The sequence below is a fragment of the Micromonospora sp. NPDC047074 genome (assembly GCF_040643815.1).
Classification (GTDB): Bacteria; Actinomycetota; Actinomycetes; order Mycobacteriales; family Micromonosporaceae; genus Micromonospora.
In genome coordinates, this window is record NZ_JBEYVB010000001.1 from 541,976 (window position 1) to 563,624 (window position 21,649).

At 73.0% G+C, this 21,649-nt stretch carries 24 protein-coding genes; 5 read left to right on the top strand and 19 right to left on the bottom strand.

Annotation, left to right across the window (positions count from 1 at the left end):
• Positions 1-33: 33 nt before the first annotated feature.
• Together ABZ809_RS02570 and ABZ809_RS02575 are read right to left on the bottom strand one after the other, a co-directional pair.
• Positions 34-1,230, bottom strand: a complete 1,197-nt coding sequence (locus ABZ809_RS02570; protein ID WP_357560546.1) for an ABC transporter substrate-binding protein — start codon at positions 1,228-1,230, stop codon at positions 34-36.
• 79 nt (positions 1,231-1,309) lie between these two features.
• On the bottom strand, positions 1,310-2,107 hold the full coding sequence (locus tag ABZ809_RS02575; RefSeq protein ID WP_357560547.1) for an alpha/beta fold hydrolase: 798 nt from the start codon (positions 2,105-2,107) through the stop codon (positions 1,310-1,312).
• An 83-nt stretch (positions 2,108-2,190) separates the two neighbouring features.
• On the opposite strand from ABZ809_RS02575, the gene ABZ809_RS02580 reads away from it, so the two are divergent.
• Positions 2,191-2,793 carry a bacterial proteasome activator family protein gene (locus ABZ809_RS02580; protein WP_357560548.1) on the top strand — a complete coding sequence of 201 codons (603 nt, stop codon included), beginning with the start codon at positions 2,191-2,193 and terminating at the stop codon, positions 2,791-2,793.
• 31 nt (positions 2,794-2,824) lie between these two features.
• Here ABZ809_RS02580 and ABZ809_RS02585 read toward each other — a convergent pair whose 3' ends face one another.
• The 3 genes from ABZ809_RS02585 to ABZ809_RS02595 all read right to left on the bottom strand — a co-directional run bounded on the left by ABZ809_RS02585 (position 2,825) and on the right by ABZ809_RS02595 (position 5,442).
• Complete coding sequence (locus ABZ809_RS02585; protein WP_357560549.1) at positions 2,825-3,637, bottom strand: HAD family hydrolase; 813 nt, start codon at positions 3,635-3,637, stop codon at positions 2,825-2,827.
• Positions 3,637-4,458 carry an HAD family hydrolase gene (locus ABZ809_RS02590; protein ID WP_357560550.1) on the bottom strand — a complete coding sequence of 274 codons (822 nt, stop codon included), beginning with the start codon at positions 4,456-4,458 and terminating at the stop codon, positions 3,637-3,639. The genes ABZ809_RS02585 and ABZ809_RS02590 overlap by 1 nt, the downstream gene beginning before the upstream one ends.
• 210 nt (positions 4,459-4,668) lie before the next feature.
• The gene (locus ABZ809_RS02595; RefSeq protein ID WP_357560551.1) at positions 4,669-5,442 is read right to left on the bottom strand and encodes a hypothetical protein; all 774 of its coding nucleotides are present in this window, start codon (positions 5,440-5,442) and stop codon (positions 4,669-4,671) included.
• A gap of 111 nt (positions 5,443-5,553) precedes the next feature.
• Between ABZ809_RS02595 and ABZ809_RS02600 the strand changes: the two genes are divergently transcribed.
• The 3 genes from ABZ809_RS02600 (at position 5,554) to ABZ809_RS02610 (ending at position 7,284) form a co-directional block, all read left to right on the top strand.
• Positions 5,554-5,985 carry an OsmC family protein gene (locus ABZ809_RS02600; RefSeq protein WP_357560552.1) on the top strand — a complete coding sequence of 144 codons (432 nt, stop codon included), beginning with the start codon at positions 5,554-5,556 and terminating at the stop codon, positions 5,983-5,985.
• Positions 5,986-6,098: 113 nt separating this feature from the next.
• Positions 6,099-6,443, top strand: a complete 345-nt coding sequence (locus ABZ809_RS02605) for a metallopeptidase family protein (protein ID WP_192581591.1) — start codon at positions 6,099-6,101, stop codon at positions 6,441-6,443.
• Between the two features lie 121 nt (positions 6,444-6,564).
• Positions 6,565-7,284, top strand: a complete 720-nt coding sequence (locus tag ABZ809_RS02610; RefSeq protein WP_357560553.1) for an AIM24 family protein — start codon at positions 6,565-6,567, stop codon at positions 7,282-7,284.
• Positions 7,285-7,353: 69 nt separating this feature from the next.
• On the opposite strand, the gene pheA is transcribed toward ABZ809_RS02610, so the two are convergent.
• From pheA to ABZ809_RS02635, 5 genes are all read right to left on the bottom strand, one after another.
• Positions 7,354-8,307: a prephenate dehydratase gene (pheA, locus tag ABZ809_RS02615; RefSeq protein ID WP_357560554.1), complete on the bottom strand. Its 954-nt coding sequence runs from the start codon at positions 8,305-8,307 to the stop codon at positions 7,354-7,356.
• Positions 8,308-8,316: 9 nt separating this feature from the next.
• Positions 8,317-8,820, bottom strand: a complete 504-nt coding sequence (locus ABZ809_RS02620) for a hypothetical protein (protein ID WP_357560555.1) — start codon at positions 8,818-8,820, stop codon at positions 8,317-8,319.
• Between the two features lie 368 nt (positions 8,821-9,188).
• Positions 9,189-9,578 carry an ACT domain-containing protein gene (locus tag ABZ809_RS02625; protein ID WP_357560556.1) on the bottom strand — a complete coding sequence of 130 codons (390 nt, stop codon included), beginning with the start codon at positions 9,576-9,578 and terminating at the stop codon, positions 9,189-9,191.
• Positions 9,579-9,653: 75 nt separating this feature from the next.
• On the bottom strand, positions 9,654-10,112 hold the full coding sequence (locus ABZ809_RS02630; protein ID WP_357560557.1) for a hypothetical protein: 459 nt from the start codon (positions 10,110-10,112) through the stop codon (positions 9,654-9,656).
• A 177-nt stretch (positions 10,113-10,289) separates the two neighbouring features.
• Entirely contained in the window at positions 10,290-11,027 is a 738-nt protein-coding gene (locus tag ABZ809_RS02635) for a hypothetical protein (protein WP_357560558.1), read from the bottom strand.
• A gap of 163 nt (positions 11,028-11,190) precedes the next feature.
• Between ABZ809_RS02635 and ABZ809_RS02640 the strand changes: the two genes are divergently transcribed.
• A complete protein-coding gene (locus ABZ809_RS02640) occupies positions 11,191-12,420 on the top strand; it encodes an arginine deiminase (protein ID WP_357560559.1) in 1,230 nt (409 codons plus the stop codon).
• A gap of 77 nt (positions 12,421-12,497) precedes the next feature.
• On the opposite strand, the gene ABZ809_RS02645 is transcribed toward ABZ809_RS02640, so the two are convergent.
• From ABZ809_RS02645 to ABZ809_RS02685, 9 genes are all read right to left on the bottom strand, one after another.
• Positions 12,498-13,382, bottom strand: coding sequence for a DUF5926 family protein (locus tag ABZ809_RS02645; RefSeq protein ID WP_357560561.1), 885 nt, complete (start codon positions 13,380-13,382; stop codon positions 12,498-12,500).
• Between the two features lie 61 nt (positions 13,383-13,443).
• Complete coding sequence (locus ABZ809_RS02650) at positions 13,444-13,860, bottom strand: ATP-binding protein (RefSeq protein ID WP_357560818.1); 417 nt, start codon at positions 13,858-13,860, stop codon at positions 13,444-13,446.
• A gap of 60 nt (positions 13,861-13,920) precedes the next feature.
• Positions 13,921-15,378, bottom strand: a complete 1,458-nt coding sequence (locus ABZ809_RS02655; protein ID WP_357560563.1) for an ATP-binding protein — start codon at positions 15,376-15,378, stop codon at positions 13,921-13,923.
• Between the two features lie 107 nt (positions 15,379-15,485).
• On the bottom strand, positions 15,486-16,277 hold the full coding sequence (locus ABZ809_RS02660) for a glycerophosphodiester phosphodiesterase family protein (protein WP_357560564.1): 792 nt from the start codon (positions 16,275-16,277) through the stop codon (positions 15,486-15,488).
• Between the two features lie 10 nt (positions 16,278-16,287).
• On the bottom strand, positions 16,288-16,623 hold the full coding sequence (locus ABZ809_RS02665) for a rhodanese-like domain-containing protein (protein WP_357560566.1): 336 nt from the start codon (positions 16,621-16,623) through the stop codon (positions 16,288-16,290).
• Positions 16,624-16,676: 53 nt separating this feature from the next.
• The gene (locus ABZ809_RS02670) at positions 16,677-17,615 is read right to left on the bottom strand and encodes an LCP family protein (RefSeq protein ID WP_357560567.1); all 939 of its coding nucleotides are present in this window, start codon (positions 17,613-17,615) and stop codon (positions 16,677-16,679) included.
• A 247-nt stretch (positions 17,616-17,862) separates the two neighbouring features.
• On the bottom strand, positions 17,863-19,062 hold the full coding sequence (locus ABZ809_RS02675) for an LCP family protein (protein ID WP_357560568.1): 1,200 nt from the start codon (positions 19,060-19,062) through the stop codon (positions 17,863-17,865).
• A 233-nt stretch (positions 19,063-19,295) separates the two neighbouring features.
• Positions 19,296-20,543: an LCP family protein gene (locus tag ABZ809_RS02680; protein WP_357560569.1), complete on the bottom strand. Its 1,248-nt coding sequence runs from the start codon at positions 20,541-20,543 to the stop codon at positions 19,296-19,298.
• Between the two features lie 78 nt (positions 20,544-20,621).
• A complete protein-coding gene (locus tag ABZ809_RS02685) occupies positions 20,622-21,599 on the bottom strand; it encodes a UDP-glucuronic acid decarboxylase family protein (RefSeq protein WP_357560571.1) in 978 nt (325 codons plus the stop codon).
• Between the last annotated feature and the right edge of the window lie 50 nt (positions 21,600-21,649).

The window sequence follows — 21,649 nt, forward strand, 5'->3', positions numbered from 1 at the left end:
GGGCGGCCGACCCCTTCCGCGTCGTGCCGGAGCTCAGCCGAGCGTGACCAGCTCGCTGACCAGGACGTTCGACAGCACCTGGCCGTCGAGCTGGACCTCGCGCAGGTACCACTTCTGCTGCGGCGTGCGTGGCTGGTTGAACTGCCACAGCCCGCGCGGGCTGTCGATCTGGCCGATCTTGCCGAGGGCCAGGTTGACCTGCTGCGGGTTGGGCGACTCCCCGGCGAGCCGGATCGCCTGGTCGAGCACCTGCGCGGCGTCGTAGGAGGCCATCGCGTACGTGGTGGGCGAGGTGCCGTGCTTCTTGCGGTACGCCGAGGCGAACCGCCGGTTGGCCGTGTTGTTGAGGTCGGCCGAGTAGTTGAGCGCCGTCTGGATGCCCAGCGCCTCCTCGGTCTTGACGCTCTCCAGCACCGTGCCCTCGGTGAGGAAGCCGGGGGCGTAGACCTTGCCGGTGAACCCCTCGCTGCGCAGCTGCTTGATGAACTCGACCGCCGCCGGCCCGGAGTAGAAACAGAACACCGCCGTCGGGTTCCGGTCCAGCGCGGTGCGGATCTGGGCCCGGTACGCGGACTTGGAGGGGCTGGTGAAGACGCCCGTCGAGATCGTCGCGTCCCGGATCCGCGGGTCGGACTCGCCGAACTCCTGCCGGAAGCCGCGCACCACGTCCTGGCCGCCGACGTTGTCCGGCGCGATGATCGCCAGCCGCGCCGACGGCTCCAACTGCTCCCGCAGGTAGCGGCCCAGCGCCCGGCCCGCCTCGTCCAGCACGTACGACGTCCGCCAGATGAAGACGACGCTCTGGAGGCTGGACGGCGAGGCGTTGGAGCCGATCAGCGGGACCCGGGCCTTCTCGACGGTGTCCCGGATGCCGGACATGACGTTCGCGTCGACCACGCCGGTGAGGGCGAGCACGCCCTGCTTCAGCAGGCCATCGACGGCTGCCTTGCCGGTCTTGACGCTCTCGCCCTCGTCGGCGGTGAGCAGGGTGGTCGGGTGCCCGCCCAGCAGGTTCTCGTTGAGGTCGAGGAAGAGTTGGAAGCCGTTGGTGATCTCGGCGCCGATCGCCTTGAGGCCGCCGCTGGTGGGCGCCACGAGACCGATCTTGATAGGGCTGCCAGGGCGCGCCGACTGGCCGTCGGCGTCGTCGGTGTTGCATCCGGCGGCCAGCCCGGCCGTGCCGAGCGCGGCCAGGAGCTGGAGCGCCCGCCTGCGGTTCATCTGCGACACCGAGTTCCTTCCGGGGAGCGACGCGGGGCGGACCATGTCCTTTCGGCGTTCTACCCGGTTGGCGACGCTGCGTCAATGCTTAGTGATCTTTAAGCAGTGATCGGAAAGCAGCCGTGACCTGCGGCCATGCGGGCGACTCCGGATCGATCAGCCCGAAGTGCTCGCATTCGGGCAGCTCGACAAGGCGGATTTCGCCCCCCGCGGCGCGGCCGGCGGCGACGAATTCCCGGCTCATCTCGATCGGCACCTGTCGATCACAAGCGCCATGAATGACTACTGTGCGTGATGATACGGGCACCAATGCCCGTGGATCAGTGGCGGCGTACCGCTCGGGGAAGTCGGCGGGGCCGCCGCCGAGCAACGCGGCCACCGCCCCCTCGTCCAAATCCAGCCGGTACGCCTCCGCGAGGTTGGACACCGGTGCCAGGGCGAGCACACCCCCGACGGCCGCCGGGGCGGTCGCCGCCGCGTACAACGCCAGATGTCCCCCCGCCGAGTGGCCCACCAGCAGCGGCGGCCCGGCGGCGACCCGTCCGGGCAGCGCCCCGGCCGCCAGCCGGGGCAGCTCCGTCACGCCCGTCAGCAGGTCGGCGGGCGTTCCCGGCCAGCCGCCACCCGGCTGGCCCGTCCGCCGGTACTCCACCTGGGCCACCGGGTGACCCAGCGCGGCCAGCGCGACGGCCAGCGGGTCGGTGTGCCGCCGGTCGTACTCCGCCCGCCAGAAGCCGCCGTGCACCACCACGACCAGCCGCCGGGCCGGGCCCGCCCCGGCGGGCAGGCGCAGGTCGGCCACCTGGTCCGGGTGGTCGCCGTAGGAGACGGTGAGGTCCGGGGCCGGAGCGGGCCGGCTCAGCACGGCACGGGGATCGGCGGGCATGGCGCGACCGTAGCGCGGATCACCCGCCGAACCGAGGTCGGGGATCGGTCCCGGGGCGCATCAGCGTTCGCGGCTGGGTAAAGATGGATCCCATGACCGAAGCACAGTCCGCTGCACAGAACGACGAGCCGGGCCAGGACGGCACCGGTCGCTCCGGAACGGTGGTGGTGGTCGGCCCGGACGGGCGGCCGGTCGGCACCGTCCAGACCGACGAGGCCCACGGCGAGGACCCGACCCGACTGGTCGAGCAGCCGGCCAAGGTGATGCGGATCGGCAGCATGATCAAACAGCTGCTGGAGGAGGTCAAGGCGGCCCCGCTCGACGACGCCAGCCGGCACCGGATGCGGGAGATCCACGAGCGGTCGATCGTCGAGCTGAAGGAGGGGCTCGCCCCCGAGCTGCGGGACGAGCTGGAACGGATCTCGCTGCCCTTCACCGAGGAGAAGGCACCCAGCGAGGGCGAGCTGCGCATCGCGCACGCCCAGCTCGTCGGCTGGCTGGAGGGCCTGTTCCACGGCATCCAGGCGGCCCTGGTCGCCCAGCAGATGGCCGCCCGGGTGCAGCTCGAACAGATGCGGTCCGGCCGGCAGGCGCTGCCCAGCGGCCCCGGCGCCGTGCTCCCGGGCATGCCGGGCATGGGTCAGCCGCAGGGCGGCGAGGGACACAGCACCGGCCAGTACCTCTGACCACGCGGCCGGCCGGGCCCCGGCCGGCCGCTCACCCCACCCCGAAGACCTTCTCCAGGTACGCCGCCACGCCGTCCACCGAGTTCGCCGTGGTGACCTCGTCGGCGATCTCCAGGACCGCGGGGTGCGCGTTCGCCACCGCCACCCCACGCCCGGCCCACGTCAGCATCGGCACGTCGTTGGGCATGTCGCCGAAGGCGACCACGTCCCGGGCGTCGATGCCCAGCCGCGCGCAGTACCACGCCAGCCCGGCCGCCTTGGTCACGCCCGCCGCGGAGATCTCCACCAGCCCCGAGTACGACGAGTGGGTCGCCTCGGCCAGCCCTTCCAGGGCCCCGGCGACCAGCGCGACGAACGCGTCAGGATCCTGCTCGGCGGCCCTGGCCAGCAGCTTCACCGCCGGTGCCGCCAGCAGCTCCTCGGGCGTCTCGACCGCCCGGATCGCGGCGTGGTCCGCGTCCCAGCGCAGCGGGTAGTGCGCCTCGTGCCGCATCTGCCGGCTGTCGACGATCTCCACCGCGAAGCTGATCTCCGGCACCTCGGCACGCAGCCGCCGGGCCACCTCGGCGAGCAGCTCCGGGGCGAGCGGGTCGGCCCGCACCACCTCGTCGGCGACCGGGTCGTAGACCACCGCGCCGTTGGCACAGATCGCCGGCAGCGGCTCCGCGAGCTGCTCGTACACCATCCGCAGCCAGCGGATGGGCCGGCCGGTGACCAGCACGACGGGCGTGCCCCGCGCGGAGAGCCGGGCCAGCACGTCGATCGTGCGTGGGCTCAGCGAGCGGTCGTCCCGGAGCAGGGTGCCGTCGATGTCGGTGGCGATCAGCCGTGGTGCCTCTCCCATCAGCGGGACAGTAGCCGATCGAGGTACACCGCCACCCCGTCGTCGTCGTTGCGCAGGGTCACCTCGTCGGCAAGGGCGCGGACGGTCGGGTGGGCGTTGGAGACCGCCACCCGGGCCCAACCGGCCCACTCGAACATCGGCAGGTCGTTCGGCATGTCGCCGAATACCAGCACCTCGGCGGGGTCGACGCCGAGCCGCTGCGCCACCACCGTCAGCCCGGTGGACTTGTCCACCCCGGGCGGGCAGATCTCGACGAAGCCCAGCCCGGCCTGGGTGAGCGTGGCGACCTCCGGCGGGACGATCTGCCGGGCGACCGCGAGCAACTCGTCCACGTGGTGGTCGGCGGTCCGCGCGAAGGCCTTGATCACGTCGCAGGAGAGGCACTCGGCGCGGCTGCGCGCCTCGAACGCGTCCTGGTAGGGCCAGCTCGGGTGGTAGTCGCCCCAGAGCGGCGCGTCGTGCTCGTCCGACGCCTCCACCATCACGGTCAGCGGCCCGACCGCGGCCTCCAGGTCGGCCAGGAGCGTGGCCAGCACCTCGGCGGAGAGACGCTCGTCCCGCAGCACCACCGGCCCGGCCGGGTCGCTCTGGTCGACCACCCGGCCACCCCCGGCCATCACCAGGAAGTCCGCGGCGCGGATGTCGTTGCGGGTCAGCTCGGCCAGCCGGGGCCCGCGACCGGTGGCGCCGACCACCGGAATACCGGCGGCCCGCACCCGGTCGAGCACCCCATGGGTGTACGCGGAGACGGTCTCGTCGCTGCGGACGAGCGTTCCGTCGAGATCCGTCGCGATCAGCTTGGGCAGGCCCGGGCGGGTCATGGTTCCTCCTTCGCCCGCCGCCGTCGCAGCCAGCCGTCTCGCTTCAAATCGCCTCGGCCTGGGTGACGGCGGGCAGCAAACGTACCTCGCGGAACGACCCTCAACCATGGCCTTTCGGCGAACGGGTCGCCAACGGACGACGGCCCGCCGATGTCCCCGCGCCGGCTGCCGCCGGCGTACGACCGGCGACCCGGCCGCCCGGCGGGGGGATCAGTTCCGGGGCTCGGGCCGGGCGAAGGGACTGGCCGGGCCGACGGTGAGGTCGGGCGGGGCGGGCAGGTCGTCATCGTCGTCCCGGTCCGCGCGGCGGCGGCGTCGGCGGCTGCGGCCCACCTGCTCGGCCCCGTCGACGGGCTCCCCGGCCTCCCCGTCGTCCCCGTCGGCCCGGGGCAGGTCGGCCTCCTCCTGCGGCGGTGCGTCGGCCGGGGCCAGCTTCAGTGCCGCCGCGAACAGGACGCAGGCCGCGAAGGCCATCACCAGGCCCCGGCCGTACTCGACCCGGAACCCGTCGTCGGCCGAGTAGAAGAAGACGCGCTGCCCGGCCTCGTCGAGCGAGGACGCGGTGGCGACCAGCAGCCCCAGCAGCGCCCCGGTGAGGGTGAGGCCGGCGAGCCGGGCGTTCGGGCGCACCGCGGAGGTGCCGCGCAACGCGAGCGCCGTCACGCAGAGCAGAGCGAACAGCCCGGCCAGGTAGCCCACCCCGAAACCGCCGATGTCGGACACCCCGCCCGGCACCCGGACCGAGCTGTTGCCCTGCGGGCCGGCGTTGGGGATGGTCATCACCTGCCACTCGCCGAGCAGCGAGGCGAGGGCGGCCACCGCGCCGAGCGCCGCGAGCAGCAGGGGCAGCCGGCGGTCCCGGCCCAGGCCGGCGAGCGTACTACCGAACCGGGCCGGCCGGTCCGGCTCCGCCGTGCCCCACTCCACGACGGTCGTGTCGTCGGACCGGTGCTCCTGCCGGGGAATGGGAAGATCCTGGGACATCGGGTGCCCTTCCGCGTCACTGACCAGGCCCGAATCATGACACAGCACGCACCCGGCGGACGCGCACGTGAACGGTCGCCGGCCGCTGCCCTTTCGACTAGCGTCGGGTGCATGCCTATCCGTACCGCTTCCGCACGTTGGCAGGGCAACCTCACCGAGGGGTCCGGCACCATCCGCACCGGCAAGGGCGGGCTGGAGGGGAACTACTCCTTCAAGTCCCGTTTCGAGGAGGGCGCGGGCACCAACCCCGAGGAGCTGATCGGGGCGGCCCACGCCGGCTGCTTCTCGATGGCGTTCTCCAAGCTCCTCGCCGAGGCCGGCTCGCCGCCCACCTCGGTGGAGACGACCGCCAAGGTCCACCTGGACAAGACCGACGCCGGGATGACCGTGACCCGGATCGAGCTGGACACCGTCGGCGAGGTGCCGGGCATCGACGAGGCACAGTTCGCCAAGCTCGCCGAGGCCGCCAAGGAAAACTGCCCGATCTCCCGCCTGCTCTCCCCGGGAGCCCAGATCAGCCTGAACGCCCGCCTCGCCTCCTGACCGTCCGGTCCGTCGGCGTCGACCGCCACGGGGAGCCGTGCTCCCCGTGGCGGTCCGCCGTTTCCGACCGGGGCGTCCGGGCCGCGCCGTCGGGCAGAATGGGCGGGGTGCCGGTGGAGATGAGTCGCGAACGCTTCGAGGAGTTGGTCGGCGACGCGCTCGACGAGGTGCCGGAGGAACTCCTCGCCCTGATGAGCAACGTCGTGATCCTGGTCGAGGACGACCCACCCCCGGGCGAGGACCTGCTCGGCCTCTACGAGGGTCATGCCCTCACCGACCGGGGCTGGGACTACGCCGGGGTGCTGCCGGACCGCATTCTGATCTACCGCAACCCCATCCTGCGCATCTGCGACGACGACGAGGACGTCGTGGACGAGGTCGCGGTGACGGTGGTGCACGAGATCGCCCACCACTTCGGCATCGACGACGCGCGACTGCACGAGCTGGGCTGGGGCTAGCCGGTCGGCGGGCGGGGTTCCCGCGCCGACCGGTGGCCGTGGCGGGCCGGTCGGCGGTGGTCGACTGTTGCGCCGGTCCCCTACGGTCGGTCCAGGCACCACGAACCCAGGAGGCACTTCCATGCGCAGCGAGCTGTTCTCGGCGGAGAACCTTGAGAAGGAGTCCGCGCAGCCCGGCATGCGGCTGCAGAACTCCAAGATGTTGAAGATCGAGCTCAACGGCGAGGCGATGGCCCGGGTCGGGTCGATGGTCGCCTACCAGGGCCAGGTGCAGTTCCAGGCGCTCGGCTCCGGCGGGCTCGGCAAGTTCCTCAAGCAGAAGCTCACCGGCGAGGGCGTTCCGCTGATGAAGCTCACCGGCCGGGGTGACGTCTTCCTCGCCGACTTCGCCAAGGACGTGCACATCATCGACCTGGAGCCGGGCGACGCGCTGTCCATCAACGGTTCCAGCGTGTTGGCCTTCGACTCCACCCTCCAGTACGACATCCGGATGGTCGGCGGAGCCGGCATGGCGTCGTCGTCCGGCCTGTTCAACTGCGTCTTCTCCGGCTACGGCCGGATCGCCATCACCACCAAGGGCACCCCGGTGGTGCTCAGCGTCGACGCCCCCACCTACGTCGACCCGCAGGCGGCCGTCTGCTGGTCGGCCAGCCTCCAGACCGGCTACCACCGCGCCGAGCAGTTCGGCCTCGGCACGCTGCTCGGCCGGAGCACCGGCGAGGCGTTCACGATGAGCTTCGCCGGCCAGGGCTTCGTCGTCGTGCAGCCCTCCGAGGAGCCGCCGATCATGGGCAGCGGCACCCAGGAGCAGGGCGGGATCCTCGGCAACCTGCTCAGCTGACCCGCACCACCGCCCCCGCCCCACGCCGATCCGGCCCCGCCGGCCGGACACGGGGCGGGGGCGGTGCCGTCAGGCGAGGTCGCCGGCGCGGATGCGGGCCAGCCAGGCGGCGGCGTCGGCGTAGTCGGCGTCCGAGAGGCCGGGCGGGGCCGGGATCGGGCGGTCGCTCGCTCCGGCGAACCGGTGCCGGGGGTACGAGCCCAGGAACCGCACGTCGGCGCAGACCCGGCGCAGCCCCTGCAACGCCTCGCCGAGCCGTACGTCCGCCACGTGACCGGTGCAGTCGAGGAAGAAGACGTACCGGCCGAGTGCCTCCCCCGTCGGGCGGGACTCGATCCGGGTCATGTTGACCCCCCGGACGGCCAACTCCATCAGCACCGACAGCAGCGCGCCCACCCGGTCGTGCGCGATGTAGACCGCCAGGGACGTCACGTCGTCGCCGGTCGGGGGCGGGGGCGGCCCAGGGCGGGACACCAGCGCGAACCGGGTCACCGCGTCCGGGTGGTCGGCGATCTTGGCACCGAGCACGTCGAGCCGGTGCCGGCTCGCCCCGATCGGGGCGCAGATCGCCGCGTCGTAGTCGCCGGTGGCGGCCCCGGCGGCGGCCGCGCCGTTGGAGAGCACGTCGACCACGACCGCGTCGGGCAGGTGTGCGCGCAGCCAGCCCCGGCACTGGGTGGACGCCTGCGGGTGGGCGGCGACGCTGCGCACGTGAGGGAGCGTCGTGCCGGGCCGCGCGGCGAGCACGAACTCGACCGGCAGGATCACCTCGCGGGTGATCACCAGCGGCTCCCCCTCGGCGAGTTCGTCAAGCGTCACCCCGACCGCGCCGCCGATCGAGTTCTCCATCGGCACCACGGCCGCGTCGGCCTCCCCGGCCCGTACGCTCTCCAGCGCCTCGGGCACGCTGCGGGCCGGCGTGCGGCTGCCCCGCTCGGCGGCGGGGATGCTGTTCAGCGCCTGCTCGGCGAAGGTGCCCTCCGGCCCGAGGTAGACGAAGCGCGTCGGCGGTGTTCCCGGCATGGCGACAGCCTACGCACCCGGTACGCCGAGCGACCCGGCCTCGCAGACGAGCGTCCGGATGCCGGGCGGCCCGGCGGCGCGGACCTCGGCGGTGCAGACGTCGGTGCCGGCGGTGACCAGCCGAGGGGCACCCGGCCGGCCCTGGGTGACCACCTGGAGCGCCTCGTGCCCGGCCACGTCGAGCAGCGTGTAGTGCCACTCGCCGGCGCACAGCGGCCCCGTCCGCACCTGGACCCGGACGCCGTTCGGAAGCACGCCGCCCCGGCCCCGCACCAGGTCGATGATCCGCGCTCCCGAGGGGCCGCCCGGGCACGGCACCGCGACCAGGCCGGAGTCGGCCGTGGGCTGCCCGGCGCCGGGCAGGCCGGTGGGGGGTGGCGGGCTCGGTGGGACTCCGGGAGTGCCGGTCGGGGCGGGGCCGGCGGTGCGGGTCGGCGCGCTGGTCGGGGCGGGCTCTCGCAGCTCGGGTGGCGTGCCGCAGGCGGCCAGGGACAGCGCGGCCAGCAGCACCACGGCCGCCGGCCAGCGCCGTCGGGCGGAGGGCGACGCGTGCGGTCGTGCCGTCCTCCGGCCCGGCGCTGGACGAGGCGGTCGCCGACCCGGGCGTGCCGCGCCGACGGGTTGTCGGGGCGTGACCGGCCGTTGGTCGGCGTGGGACGGGCATGCCGCTTCGAGGGGTTGTCGGGGCGTGACCGACGGTTGGTCGGCGTGGGCGTGCGGCCGGCCCGCTCCGGGGTGCCCGGCGTCGGCGCGGGGCGGGCGGGCGGGCGTGGCGTGGCGCGAGGGGGTGGGCGGCACGGCCGATCCTCGGAACATCGGGGGGTGTCACTGCGGCCGGGAGGCCGAGCCAATCCTAGGAGGAACCGGCGGCCGGGTGAAGATCAGCCGAGGACACGGTGGCCGGCGAGCTCCAGCGCGGCGACCGCCTCACGGAGGCGAACGGCGGGAACGAGCAGGTAGTCGGTGTCGTACGTGGAGAAGGCGACCACGCTGACCCGGGCGGCGGTGAGCGGATCCACCAGCGCGGCGAGGGTGCCGCTGACCGCCACGTCGAGCGGCCCGGCGACCCGCAGACAGCGCCAGGCGGTCTCGGCGACGGCCTGCTCGGGCACCCGGCCGGCGGGGCAGATCAGCGAGATCCCGTCGGCGGTCCAGCTCACCGTGACGACGTCGCCGCCGCTCAGCCCGACCGGCAGCTCGGGCGGCAGAGCCGAGCCGGCGGCCAGGCGGCACACGGCATACTCCCCCGGGAGCAGAGCGATATCGAGCATGAGGGCACCTTACGGCCTCGGTGCGGGCCCGCCCCAGCTTCGCCGCGTGCGGCGAGCGCCACATCCCACTGCTGGTCAGACCGGGGAGAAGAACGTGAGCGAGCCGGTGACCGTCCCGTCGGTGAGCACCGGAGTGGAGATCGCGTCGACGGTCGAGTCCGGCGCCTCGGCCGACATGCCCTGGACCCGGAGCAGCCCCCGGGCCAGGCGTTTGGAGGAGAGGGCCAGCAGCGGCGGGATCTTGTCTATCTCGGGCTCGGTCAGCTCGCCCCGGTTGGCGGTGAAGTCGAGCAGCCGCAGGCCGCCGTCGAGCAGCGGCAACCCGATCACGTCTTCTGGGGCGCCCAGGTAGAGCAGCTCACACCCGGAGGTGGAGACGGCGACCACCCTCGTCGCGGCGTCGATCAGCAGGCACGGCTCGTCGGCGCGGGAGACGGTCGACGACCACCGCCCGACGTTGTCGGACTCCTGCCCTGTCGATGTCCCCGCCGCTGGCACGAACACGTCAGAGAGCGAGAGTTCGACGTGGGCCACCGCGCCTCCTATGTACACCGACGGTCCGTCCACGCTAGCCGGTCGCCGCGAGCGTCGCCGACCGCGTGGGGGTCGTCGGACCGCCGAAGGGTGAGGGAGTGCCCTGACCGGGCGGCCGACGACGACGCGACCGGCGGGCGCCGGCAGGCGCCCGGGTGCGTGGCGTCGCAGGTGACGTTACCGCCGGTTGGCCGGCTTGTCAGTGGCCGTTCGGCCGCCCTCGTACCACCGGTAGTCGGCCGCCGGACGGTACGCGCCGTTCATCCAGGTCTCGGGATGCTGCGCGACCCGGGAGAGTTTTTCGGCGGTGGCCGGGCTGATCCGGCTGCCTCCGGCGACGAGCAGGCGGTCCAACTCGCGGTGGGTGGCCATGAGGCAGTCCTTCGGCAGGCCGTAGACGCTGATGACGCCGGACCCGACGAAGGTCAGCACCGGCGACACCGGAATCGGCAGCCCCACCGCGTCGGAGAGCGCCTTGCTGGCGCGCTTGGCGTCGCGACGGGCCTCCGCCACATAGGGCGGCCGCTTGCCGTTGATCTGCACCACGTCCCCGGCCACCAGCACCCGGGCCCGGCCATGGTCGGCGATGGTGACCGCGAAGAGCCCGCTCGGCCCGATGGCGAGGAACCCGGCGCGGTCGTCGCGTTCGTGGTCGAGGAGGTCGATGTTGTCCGTGCGGGGCCACTCGATGACGTGCCAGGAGGGCCCGAGGTGATCGAGTCGGCCGAGCGCCCGGGCGCCCGCCGCCTCCAGCCGTCGCGCGCCCCGCTCGGCCCGACGGCGGCGGGCCCACTCCAACGGGGACGGACGGACGGGTGTGAGCACCCCCGGCGACTCCACCCGGGGGTGTGGCACCGCCGCGGGCGGCAGTGCCCGGGCGGACGTTACGGCTCGACGATCGGGAAAGACAGTCATCGCGACCTCCGGCAAAAGGTCCCTCGAAGTTATGTCCTCACTACCCTACGTTGCCAGTCCCCCGTGTCGGCAAGTTGGAACGCCGGAGTGAGTGTGGATGAATGCCATATTCATCCACCCCTGTTTTATCGGATGCCGCCAAACCCTGTCCTACGCTGCGAGGGTGACCCACTACGTGGACAGCGAAGTCGGCCGGCTCGGAACCGTGCTGCTGCACCGTCCCGGCCCCGAGCTCGCCCGGCTCACCCCGCGCAACAACGACTCGCTCCTCTTCGACGCCATCCCGTGGGTCGGACGCGCCCAGGAGGAGCACGACGGCTTCGCCACGGCCCTGCGCGAGCGCGGGGTCGAGGTGCTCTACCTCGCGACCCTACTCGCCGAGACGCTCGCCATCGCCGACGCGCGGGCCGAACTCACCGAGGCGGTGCTGCGCTCGCGCCGGCTCGGCGACTCGCTGCGCGCCCGGGTCGCCGACCACCTCGCGTACCTCGATCCCGTGGCGCTCGCCGACGTGCTCATCGCCGGGCTGGCCCACGAGGAACTGCGGGTCAGCCGGGACCGGCCCGGCGGCCTGGTCTACACCCTGATGGACCGGCACGACTTCGTCATCGACCCGCTGCCCAACCTGCTGTTCACCCGGGACTCCTCGGTCTGGATCGGCGACCGGGTCGGGGTGACCAGCCTGGCGATGCCGGCGCGGCGGCGGGAGACCACGCTGACCGACGCCATCTACCGGCACCACCCGCGGTTCGCCGGCACGGAACTCGTCTACCAGCCCGGGCTGGAGCACCTGGAGGGCGGCGACGTGCTGCTCCTCGCGCCGGGGGTGCTGGCCGTCGGGGTGGGCGAGCGGACCACCCCGGCCGGCGCGGAACGGCTCGCCCGGCAGGTGTTCGCCGCCGGGCTGGCCCACACCATCCTCGTCGTCCCGATCGCCCAGGAGCGGGCGACCATGCACCTCGACACCGTCTGCACGATGGTGGACGTCGACGCCGTGCTGATGTACCCGAACATCGCCCACACGCTGTCGGCGTACACGGTCATCGCCGGGACGGACGGCGAGGACCCACGGGTGGACGGGCCGGCGCCGTTCCTGCGGGCCGCCGCCGACGCGATGGACCTGCCCCGGCTCCGGGTGATCGACACCGGCCTGGACCCGGTCACCGCGGAACGCGAGCAGTGGGACGACGGCAACAACACCCTCGCCCTCGCTCCCCGGCTCTGCGTGGGCTACGAACGCAACACGGCGACCAACGCGCAGTTGGAACGCGCCGGCATCGAGGTCATCCCGATCGCCGGCTCCGAGCTGGGCTCCGGCCGGGGCGGCCCGCGCTGCATGTCCTGCCCCCTGACCCGAGACCCGCTCCAGGTGAAAGGAAGGGCACCTTCCTAACGTATTTCGTAGAGGAAAGTGCCCTTCCTAACACCACGGGCACTGCGTCGCCGCGTGGCGTCAGGGTGCGGGGTGGCTCAGCGCAGGGTGAGCTGGCGGCCGAGCAGACCGTGCCGGGCCCGCCGGCCGGCGGCGTCCAGCGGGGCGGGGTCGGCGAGGGCCTCGGCGTACCGCTTGGCGAAGTCGGCCAGCGGCTGCTCCCAGTCGGCGGCCGGCACCTCCTCCGGCAGGTCCCAGACCGGCACCAACCGGCCGTGGGCCCGGAACATGCCCGCGAACCGGGTGTGCTCGCCGAGGACGAGCGTGCCGGCCACACTCAGCCGGGCCAGCGCGTCCAGCGCGGCGTCCTCGTCGTCGGGCAGCACCCAACGCACGTGCGCCTTCTCCGGCACCTGGCACCAGTAGGCGGCCCGGGCGGCGGCGAGCCGGACGGTGGGATAGATCGCGGCGTTCGCCCGTTCCAGGGACGCCTGCACGTTCGGGTCGTCGCCGGCGCCCGGGTCGAGCCAGAACTCGAACCCGTCGTGCATGCTGATCTCCAGCGGGCCGTCGACCAGGACGTCCTGCAACCGGGGGCCGGGGCCGGGCAGCGGCGGCACGGTCACCGGGCTGCCCGGCTCCGCCCGCAGCGCGCAGAGCAGCGCCTCGGCCAGGTCCCGGGAGACGTCGCCCGACTGGATGTGCCGCTGGAGCCCGATCAGGACCCGCCCGTCCGGCTTGGTCATCGCCGGGGCGGCCATCGGCAGCACGGTGGCCAGGGTGACCTCGCGGTCGCCGAACTCCTCGACCAGGGCGGGGGCGAGCCGCAGCGGCGCCGAGGCGGCCGGCACCAGCTCCCGCAGGGCGATCCACTCCGGCTCGTCGGTCAGCCCCTCGAACGGTCGGGGCACGAAGATGTCCCGCACCTTCTCCCGCTTGGGGGTGGCTTCGGCGGCCCGCTGGCTCTTTCGACGCTTGCTCACGGCGAGACAGCCTAGAGGCCCCGGCCGCCCGGTGGGGGCAGGACCCGCCTCTCGTGACCGGTCAGCCGGCCACGGCCAGGTCCGACCGGGTGACGTCCGCCGGGTCGAACTCGGCCCACACGCTCTGGCCCAGGCCGTCCCGCTCGACGCCCCAGCGGTCGGCCAGCCCCGAGACGATGTGCAGCCCCCGGCCGTCCACGGCCTCCGTGTCGGCGGCCCGTATCGTGGGGCCCACGGCGGCTCCGCCGTCGGTCACCCGGAGCTGCACCTGCTGGCCGCCGGCCCCGCCGCGCAGCCGCCAGGCCACCCGGACCACCCCGCCGGGCAACGGGTCGGCGTGCCGGACCGCGTTGCCGACCAGCTCGGCCAGGACCGCGACGAGGTCGGCCAGGAGCGGCGGGGGCACCACTTCGGCCAGCTCCTCGGCGAGCCGTCGCCGTGCCAGCCGTGCTCCGGCGGCGTGGTGGGGCACCACCACGCACCATGCCCGCTCGACAGCTCCCGTCGACACCTTCGTCCCTTTCCCGCCCCGTCGTCGTCACCCGCGGGGCAGCCGCACCTCTGCGACCGTACCGCCACCGGCCCTCGGCCGTAGGGATACCCATCCATTCTGCTGCTCAACGATCCGACGGACGAGATAGAGGCCGAGCCCGGCCCCGGGAAAGCGGCGGCGGTCGCCCGACTCGCCCTGCCAGAACCGGTCGAAGGCCCGCTCCACGTGCTCGGGGCGGACGCCGATGCCCCGGTCGCCGACCCGGAAGGAGACCGTGGACCCGTCCGCCTCGGCGGTGACGTCGATGGGTGAACCCGCCGGGGAGTACTTGCCGGCGTTCGTGCACAGCTCGGTGAGGATGGTGGCCACACTCGCCCGGTGGCCGAGCGCCTTCGGCAGGTCGGCGGGGAGCCGCAGGACGAGCCGCTGCCGCAGCTCCGCCGGCAGGTCGGCCGCCGCCGTGTGCAGTGCTTCGCCGAGGTCGTACGGGGCGGGGGCCTCGTCGCCCGGCCCCGCCTCGGCGGCCGAGGAGAGCAGCCGGTCGACCAGCCGGGCCAGCTCGTTGGCGCGCTGCCCGATGACCCGCGCGGCCTGTCGCCGGTCCGACTCGGTCAACGACTCCCAGTGGTCGGTGAGCGTGTCGGCGTAGCCCTTGATCACGGTCACCGGCGTACGCAGCTCGTGGCTGGTCACCGCGACGAAGAGATCCCGGTCGTGGTCGCGGCGGTGCTGGTCGGTGATGTCCCGGAAGGTGACCACGCGCAGGGTGCCGGGGCCGGGCAGCTCGCCGGACGTGATCCGGAGCCAGCGGCCGTCCGGCAACCGGTGGTCGAGCACCTGCCCGGACGGCGGCAGCGGGAAGGGCAGCGGCCGGTTGAGTGCCTGACCCGTGGAACGGCCGGTGACCTGGACGGCGGCCGGGTTCCAGAGCCGGACGTGGCCGTCGTGGTCGACCACGGCCAGTCCGTCCGCCAGCGCCGCCACGACGGACCCGTCGCCGTGCACGGGCAGCCCGGTCTGGTCGCCGTACAGGTGGGCGACGCAGGCGGCCACGTAGCCCACCACGGCGTGCTGCCCGGCATCCGGCGGATCGTCCCCGTCCGGATAGAGCACGTGCAGGCTGCCCACCGGCAGGCCGCCACTCTCCGCGTGGGCGACCATCATCGTGAGCAGCCCCCGCTCGGCCAGCTCGCCGGCGAGCCTGCTGGTGAGGGCGTCCGTCCGGACCTGGCACACCCGCTCGCCGGAGGGCACGCACACGGTGGACGGGTCGTCGGTGGGCACGGGCCGGCCGATGGCCCACTCGACGGCTCCGGTCGCGGCGATCACCCGGCCACCCGTCGGCGCGAACTCGACGAACGCCGTGCCCGCCGCGCCGAGCGCCGACTGGGCCACCCGCATCAGGCGGGTGAGGACCGGGAGGCCGGTGTCGCCGGAATTGACCATTTCGATCACGGCGGTGTGCCCGGTGATGAGAGCGGCGAAGTCGGTGCGCTCCGGCATGCCCCCGAGTGTGCCCCGCCGGACGACTTCCGGACACCCCTGCCCGGTCGGCGCCGGGCCACGGGTCGGCGGGCGACGTGCGTGAGGCGGCCCCGCCGCCATCGGCGTCACCGGCCCAGGCGGGCCAGCGTGTGCGCCGGCCGGTCGGTGATGATGCCGTCCGCCCCGGCGGCCAGGGCGAGGTCCAGGTCCGCCGGCTCGTTGACGGTCCACACGTAGACCTGGTTGCCCGCCGCCCGCAGCGCGGGCACCAGCTGCGGACGGGCCCGCACCAGGGCGACGCCGGGCCCGGCGATCCGGGTGCCGAACGGCAGCCGCCCCAGCGGCAGCCAGCGCGGCAGCACCTCCAGCAGCAGCACCGTGGGCAGCGCGGGGGCCAGCTCCCGCACCCGGCGTACGGCCAGCGGGGAGAACGACATGACGGTGACCTGCACCGGCGCGTCCGGTTCCGGCTCGGCCAGGCCGTACGAGCGCAGCAGCGCGACCAGCCGGCGCTCCACGTTCCCGCCGTGCCGGGAGGGGTGCTTGGTCTCCACCAGCAGCCGCACCGGCCGGCCGGCGGCCCGCACGGCGTCCAGCAGCCGCTCCAGGGTGAGCAGCCGGGTGTGTGACTCGTCCAGCACCTCGTCCCCGTCGGCGGGTACGCAGCCCGGGTGCCAGGAGCCGAAGTCCAGCGCCTCCAGCTCGGCGAGGGTGCGGGCGCTGACCAACCCGTGGCCGTTGCTGGTCCGGTCGAGCCGGCGGTCGTGTACGCAGACCAGGTGCCCGTCCCGGGTCAGCCGGACGTCGCACTCCAACCCGTCGGCGCCCTCGTCGAGGGCCCGCAGGTAGGCGGCGAGGGTGTGCTCGGGCAGGTCGTACGAGGAGCCTCGGTGCGCGAAGACCAGGGGTTCGCCCATCGCGTCCGTCCTAGACGACCCGGCCCGGCTGCCCGTCCTCGCCGACCACCGGTCGCCCGGCGGCGGCCCACTCGCCCATCCCGCCCGCGACGTTGCGCACCTGGTCCCACCCGTTGCGCATCAGGTAGGTGACGACCTGCGCGGAGCGCCCGCCGGAGCGGCAGATGACGGCGACGTCGCGGTCGGTGGGCACCTCGGCGATCCGGGCCGGCAGCTCCATCATCGGCAGGTGGTGCGCGCCAGGGGCGTGGCCGGCGTTCCACTCGTCGTCCTCCCGGACGTCGAGCAGGTAGGCGTCGTCGGCTATCTCGGTCACGGTGATGGTGGGAACCTGGGATCCGAACACGGGCCAAGCCTAGAGCCTCGCCCGGGCGTCCGGCGGCGTGCCGCCTCGGGGCGTCACAGGCGGGTGACCCAGCCCGGGTTGGCCCGGGCCCAGTCCGGCACGCTGGTGCCGCGTACCGCCTCGAACAGCCCGTTCCCGCCGTTGTCGAGGACCACGTACGACACCTGGTCGATGGTCTGGGGACGGGAGGGCACCCGCACGCCGCGCAGCGCGTCGGCCGGCAGGTCGCGCAGGGCGAGGACGAGGTCCTCCAGCGGTACGCCGTTGGTGTCCACGGTCAGCGAGCTGCCCACGGCCCGGATCACCTGGTCCAGCTTGACGGGATTCGTCCGCAGCGACGTCTCGCTCGTGCGCTCCAGCATGGCCCGCAGCAGTTGCTGCTGGTGGGTCTGCCGGTCGTAGTCGCCGCCCGGCAGGTCGTAGCGCTGGCGGACGTAGTCCAGCGCCTGGCCGCCGTCCATCTGCTGGCAGCCGGGCTGGAAGACCCGGTCGGTGTGGATCGAGCGGACCTCGGTGTCCACGCACATGCGTACCCCGCCGAGCAGGTCGATGACCTTGCGGAAGCCGGAGAAGTCGATAAGTGCCGCGCCGTCGAAGCGGATGCCGGTCAGCCTCGCCAGGGTGGCCGAGAGCAGCCGGGTGCCCGGCAGGCCGCCCCCGCCGTGCTCGTACGCCGCATTGATCTTGTCCTGGCCGCCGCCGTAGCCGCTGCCGGCGGGGATGGCGACGAGCAGGTCCCGGGGAACGGAGACGAGGTACGCCTCCCGGCCGCCGGCCGGTACGTGCACGATGAGGATGGTGTCGGACCGCCGGTCGGCCGCGCTGCCGCTCTGCCACCGGTCGGTTCCCACCAGCAGGTAGTTGAGCGGACCGTCGGGGTCGGTGCGCTCCCGGCGGGCGGTGGGGTCGAGTAGCTGCTCCCGGACGACGGCGCGCTCGTACCGGTCGGAGAGCACCTGGAGGCCCACCACGGCGAGCCCGGCCAGCAGCACCAGGGCCAGACCGACGCCGAGCAGCAGTCGGGGCCAGCGGGCACGGCGCGGCCGGGCGGTCCGGGCGTCTACCCCGGCCCGGCCCCGACCGTCGCCCGCCGATCTGGACGTGACGCCTCCCCGCGGCCCGTACGTGAATCTTCCTCACGTCAGGCTACGGGCCGGCCCCGGCGTCCCGGGCCGCTTCGCCGACTTTCCCGCCAGGGCGCGCGCCGGCCGGAGCCGGCGGTGCCCCCACGTCGGCCGGCTACTTGCGGCCGGAGATCACCTGCGGGTTGGCGAAGACGAACTCGGCCAGCTTGTCCTGTTTGACCGCGTGGAACATGTCCAGCGTCTCCTGGCTCAGGGTCTCCCGGTTGCCGTCGCTGTGGAAGGTGCCGCCGTTCGTCTTCAGCATCACCAGGTCGTTGCCGGTCACCCCGCGCATCGTGAAGACGAAGTCGGCGACCGGCACGCCGCCGGTGTCCAGGATGAACGCCTTGCCAGCCACCTTGATCAGCTCGTTCAGCTTGAGCGGGTTGGTCAGCGTGCCGTCCTCGGTGGCCTTGCGGGCCATCGCCTTGATCAGCTGCTGCTGGTTCTGCTGGCGGTCGTAGTCGCCGTTCTTCAGCGACTTGCGCTGCCGGGAGTAGTCCAGCGCCGCCCAGCCCTCCATCTCACGGCAGCCCTTCTTGTGCACCACGGGCGTCCGCTGCTTGCCGGTCTTCTTCGCGTCCGCGTTCCACATCGGCTTGCCGTCGACGTACGACATGTGGATCGACTCGACCTCCTGGCTGACGCAGATCCGCACCGAGCCCAGGGCGTCGATGACGTTCTTGAAGCCGCCGAAGTTGATGATCGCCGCGCCGTCGAAGCTGATCCCGGTCATCTTCTTGATCGTCTGGGCCATCAGCTGGGCGCCGCCCTCCCAGCCGCCACCATTGCGGGCGCCGGCCTGGAACGCTGCGTTGATCTTGTCGGTGCCGCCCTGCCAACCGCTCTTCTTGAAGGCCGGGATGTGGGCCTCGGTGTCCCGGGGGATCGAGATCAGGTACGCCTGGTCGTGCGTCGCGGGGATGTGCAGCACGATGATGCTGTCCGCCCGGACGTCGTCGGCGGCCCACCGCTCCCGGGCGTCCACGCCGAGCAGCAGCATGTCGATCGGGCCTTCGAGGCTGTTGCCGCCCTCGGCGTCCGACTTGCTCGCGTCGCCGAGCAGGTTGCGCTGGGCGATGTTGCCGGTGGCCTGGTCGATCAGCACCTTGCTGCCGACGACGGCGGCACCGCTGGTCACCATCAGCACCGCGCCGAGGATCAGGGTGAGACGGGCCCAGAGCGGATCCTTGCGGCGCGACCGCTTCTTCCTGGTGCCGGGGCCGGGCTTTCCGCCCTTGGTGTGCTGCTTCGGGATGGTCGGGCCGTGGGGGGAATCCAGCGCCGGAGGGCGACGGCTGGTCTGAACCGGCATGCGTGCTCCAGCTCGCGTTTATCAGGGGGCGGGACCACTTTACGGACGCTTTCCCGTCCTGGCGAGGTCGTCCGAGCGTCAAATGTCGTTCGCCCGGCCGTCATCCAGGGAAACTGACCGAACGTCCAGATCGATACGGCTGATCGGCGGTTGGCTCACAGGAAACGGCCGGCCGCCCCACAGATTCGCGACGACTCCTGTCGATCACGGGTGGGTCGGCCGGCCGATGGAGCTCAGTTGCCGGTGCTGTCCTTCTTCTCGTTGGCCTCCACCCAGGCGGTCATGGTGTCGGCGGACATCGCCTTGTACATCGCCAGCGCCTTCTCCTTGTCCGACACCACCACCGACTCGCCGTTGATGGTCTGGCTGCCGACGTGCGGGCTGGTGACGAAGGTCAGGTTCTGGCCGCGCAGGTTGCGGAACTGGACACCCATGTCGACAAGCGAGAAACCCTCGTCGACGGTGACCGCGGCGGTGACCGACTTGAGGAAGTCGTTCAGCTTCTTCGGGTTGGTCAGCGTGCCCGTGCTCGCCGCCTTGTCCATCAGCGCGCGGAGGAACTCCTGCTGGTGGCGCATCCGGGCGAAGTCACCGTCCGGGAACTGCTTGCGCTGCCGGATCCAGTCCAGCGCCTCGGCGCCGTTCATGTGGTTGGTGCCCTTGGTGAACGTCCGGTACGGCTTGTGGATCGAGGTGACGGTCCGCTCCACCTTCAGGTCGACGCCGCCGAGGGCGTCGGTGACCTGCTTGAAGCCGGCGAAGTCGATCGCCATCACGTGATCCAGCCGTACGTCGGTGAAGCACTCCACCGTCCGGACGGCCAGCGGCAGCCCACCGAAGGCGAACGCGGCGTTGATCTTCCCGCGCTGACCGGAACCGCAGTCCGCGTTGGCGCCCTCCGGGATCGGCACGTAGAGGTCGCGGGGGATGGAGACCAGGTAGGCCTTCTGGTGGTCGGACGGGATGTGCATCACGATGATCGTGTCGGCCCGCCACTTGCTGGACTTGTCGACCGGGGCGTCCGGGTCCCGCGAGTCGCTGCCGACCAGCAGGATGTTCAGCGCGCCGTCCACCGCCTTGGGCGGCCGGCCCCCGGTGATCTCCGAGAACGGGTCGGTGCGGGCCAGGTCGTCGTCGAGGCCCCGGGCGTAGAACCAGGCGCCCGCACCGCCGAGCAGTGCGAGCACCAGCACGGCCACGCCCGCCACCAGGGCGATCCGGCCCCACCGGGGTCGTGCGCCGCGCCGGCCCGGCCCGCCGAGGCCACCCGGCCCACCGGGACCGCCCGGGCCACCAGGACCGCTCGGCCCTCCGGGCCCACCGGGACCGCCGGCCCGTGGCTCGCCAGGGGCCGGGGACCAGTTGGCCCCGGCCGGCCGGGCGCGTCCGGCGGCGTCCCGGCCAGAGCCGGGCACCGAGGCGCGCCCGGCGCTGCGGTGCAGGTGCGGGAGTGGAACTCCGGCGGGCGTGGTCGCTGACATGTAACTCAGGGTACGTACGTGTTGCCAACACTGCCCTTCAGCGACGCCGACGTGCGCGCGGCCGGCGCGGCGGATCGGCTATGCCAGCCGCTCGCGGAACCACTCGATCGTGCGCCGGAGGCCGTCTTCGGGTCGCACGGTCGGCTCGTAACCGAGCAACTCGCGGGCGAGGGTCAGATCCGGGCGGCGCATCTCCGGGTCGTCGGCACTGCGGGTGATGTAGGTCACCTCGGAGCTGCTCCCGCAGAGGTCGACGATCGTCTCGGCGAGCTGACGCATGCTCATCTCGTGCTCGGTGCCGCAGTTGATCGGCCCCGTCTCGCGGGAGTCGAGCAGCAGCAGGATGCCGCGCACCAGGTCGGCCACGTAGCAGATCGAGCGGGTCTGGTTGCCGGTGCCGTGCACCGTGATCGGCTCGCCGCGCAGCGCCTGGGAGATGAAGGTGGGAATGGCCCGGCCGTCGTCCGGCCGCATCCGCGGGCCGTACGTGTTGAAGATCCGGACGATGGCGACGTCCAGCCCGCGGCTGCGGTGGTAGGCCATCGTGGCCGCCTCGGAGAAGCGCTTGGCCTCGTCGTAGACGGCGCGGATGCCGATCGGGTTGACGTTGCCCCAGTACGTCTCGCGCTGGGGGTGCTCCTTCGGGTCCCCGTACGCCTCGGAGGTGGAGGCCATCAGGAACCGGGCGCCGTCCGCGACCGCGCGGTCCAGCAGGTGCAGGGTGGCCACCGAGCCGACCTTGAGGATCTCCACCGGCAGCTTCTCGAAGTCGGTCGGGCTCGCCGGCGAGGCCATGTGCAGGATCGCGTCGAACCGCTCGGCCATCGCCGGGTGGTGGGTCGGCAGGCCGTCCGAGATGTCGGCCTCGACCAGCGTGAACCTCGGCTCGTCCGACAGGTGGGCGACGTTCTCCTTCGACCCGGTGACGAAGTTGTCCAGCGCGACCACCGTGCAGCCGCGGTTGATCAGGGCGTCCACCAGGTGCGATGGCACGAAACCGGCACCGCCGGTGACGAGGATGCGGTGACCGGGGCCGAAGCGCGGAACGAGGTTCATGCCGGTCAGCCTACCCATCGCCCTACCCCACCTTTGTGTAAGGAAGGGCC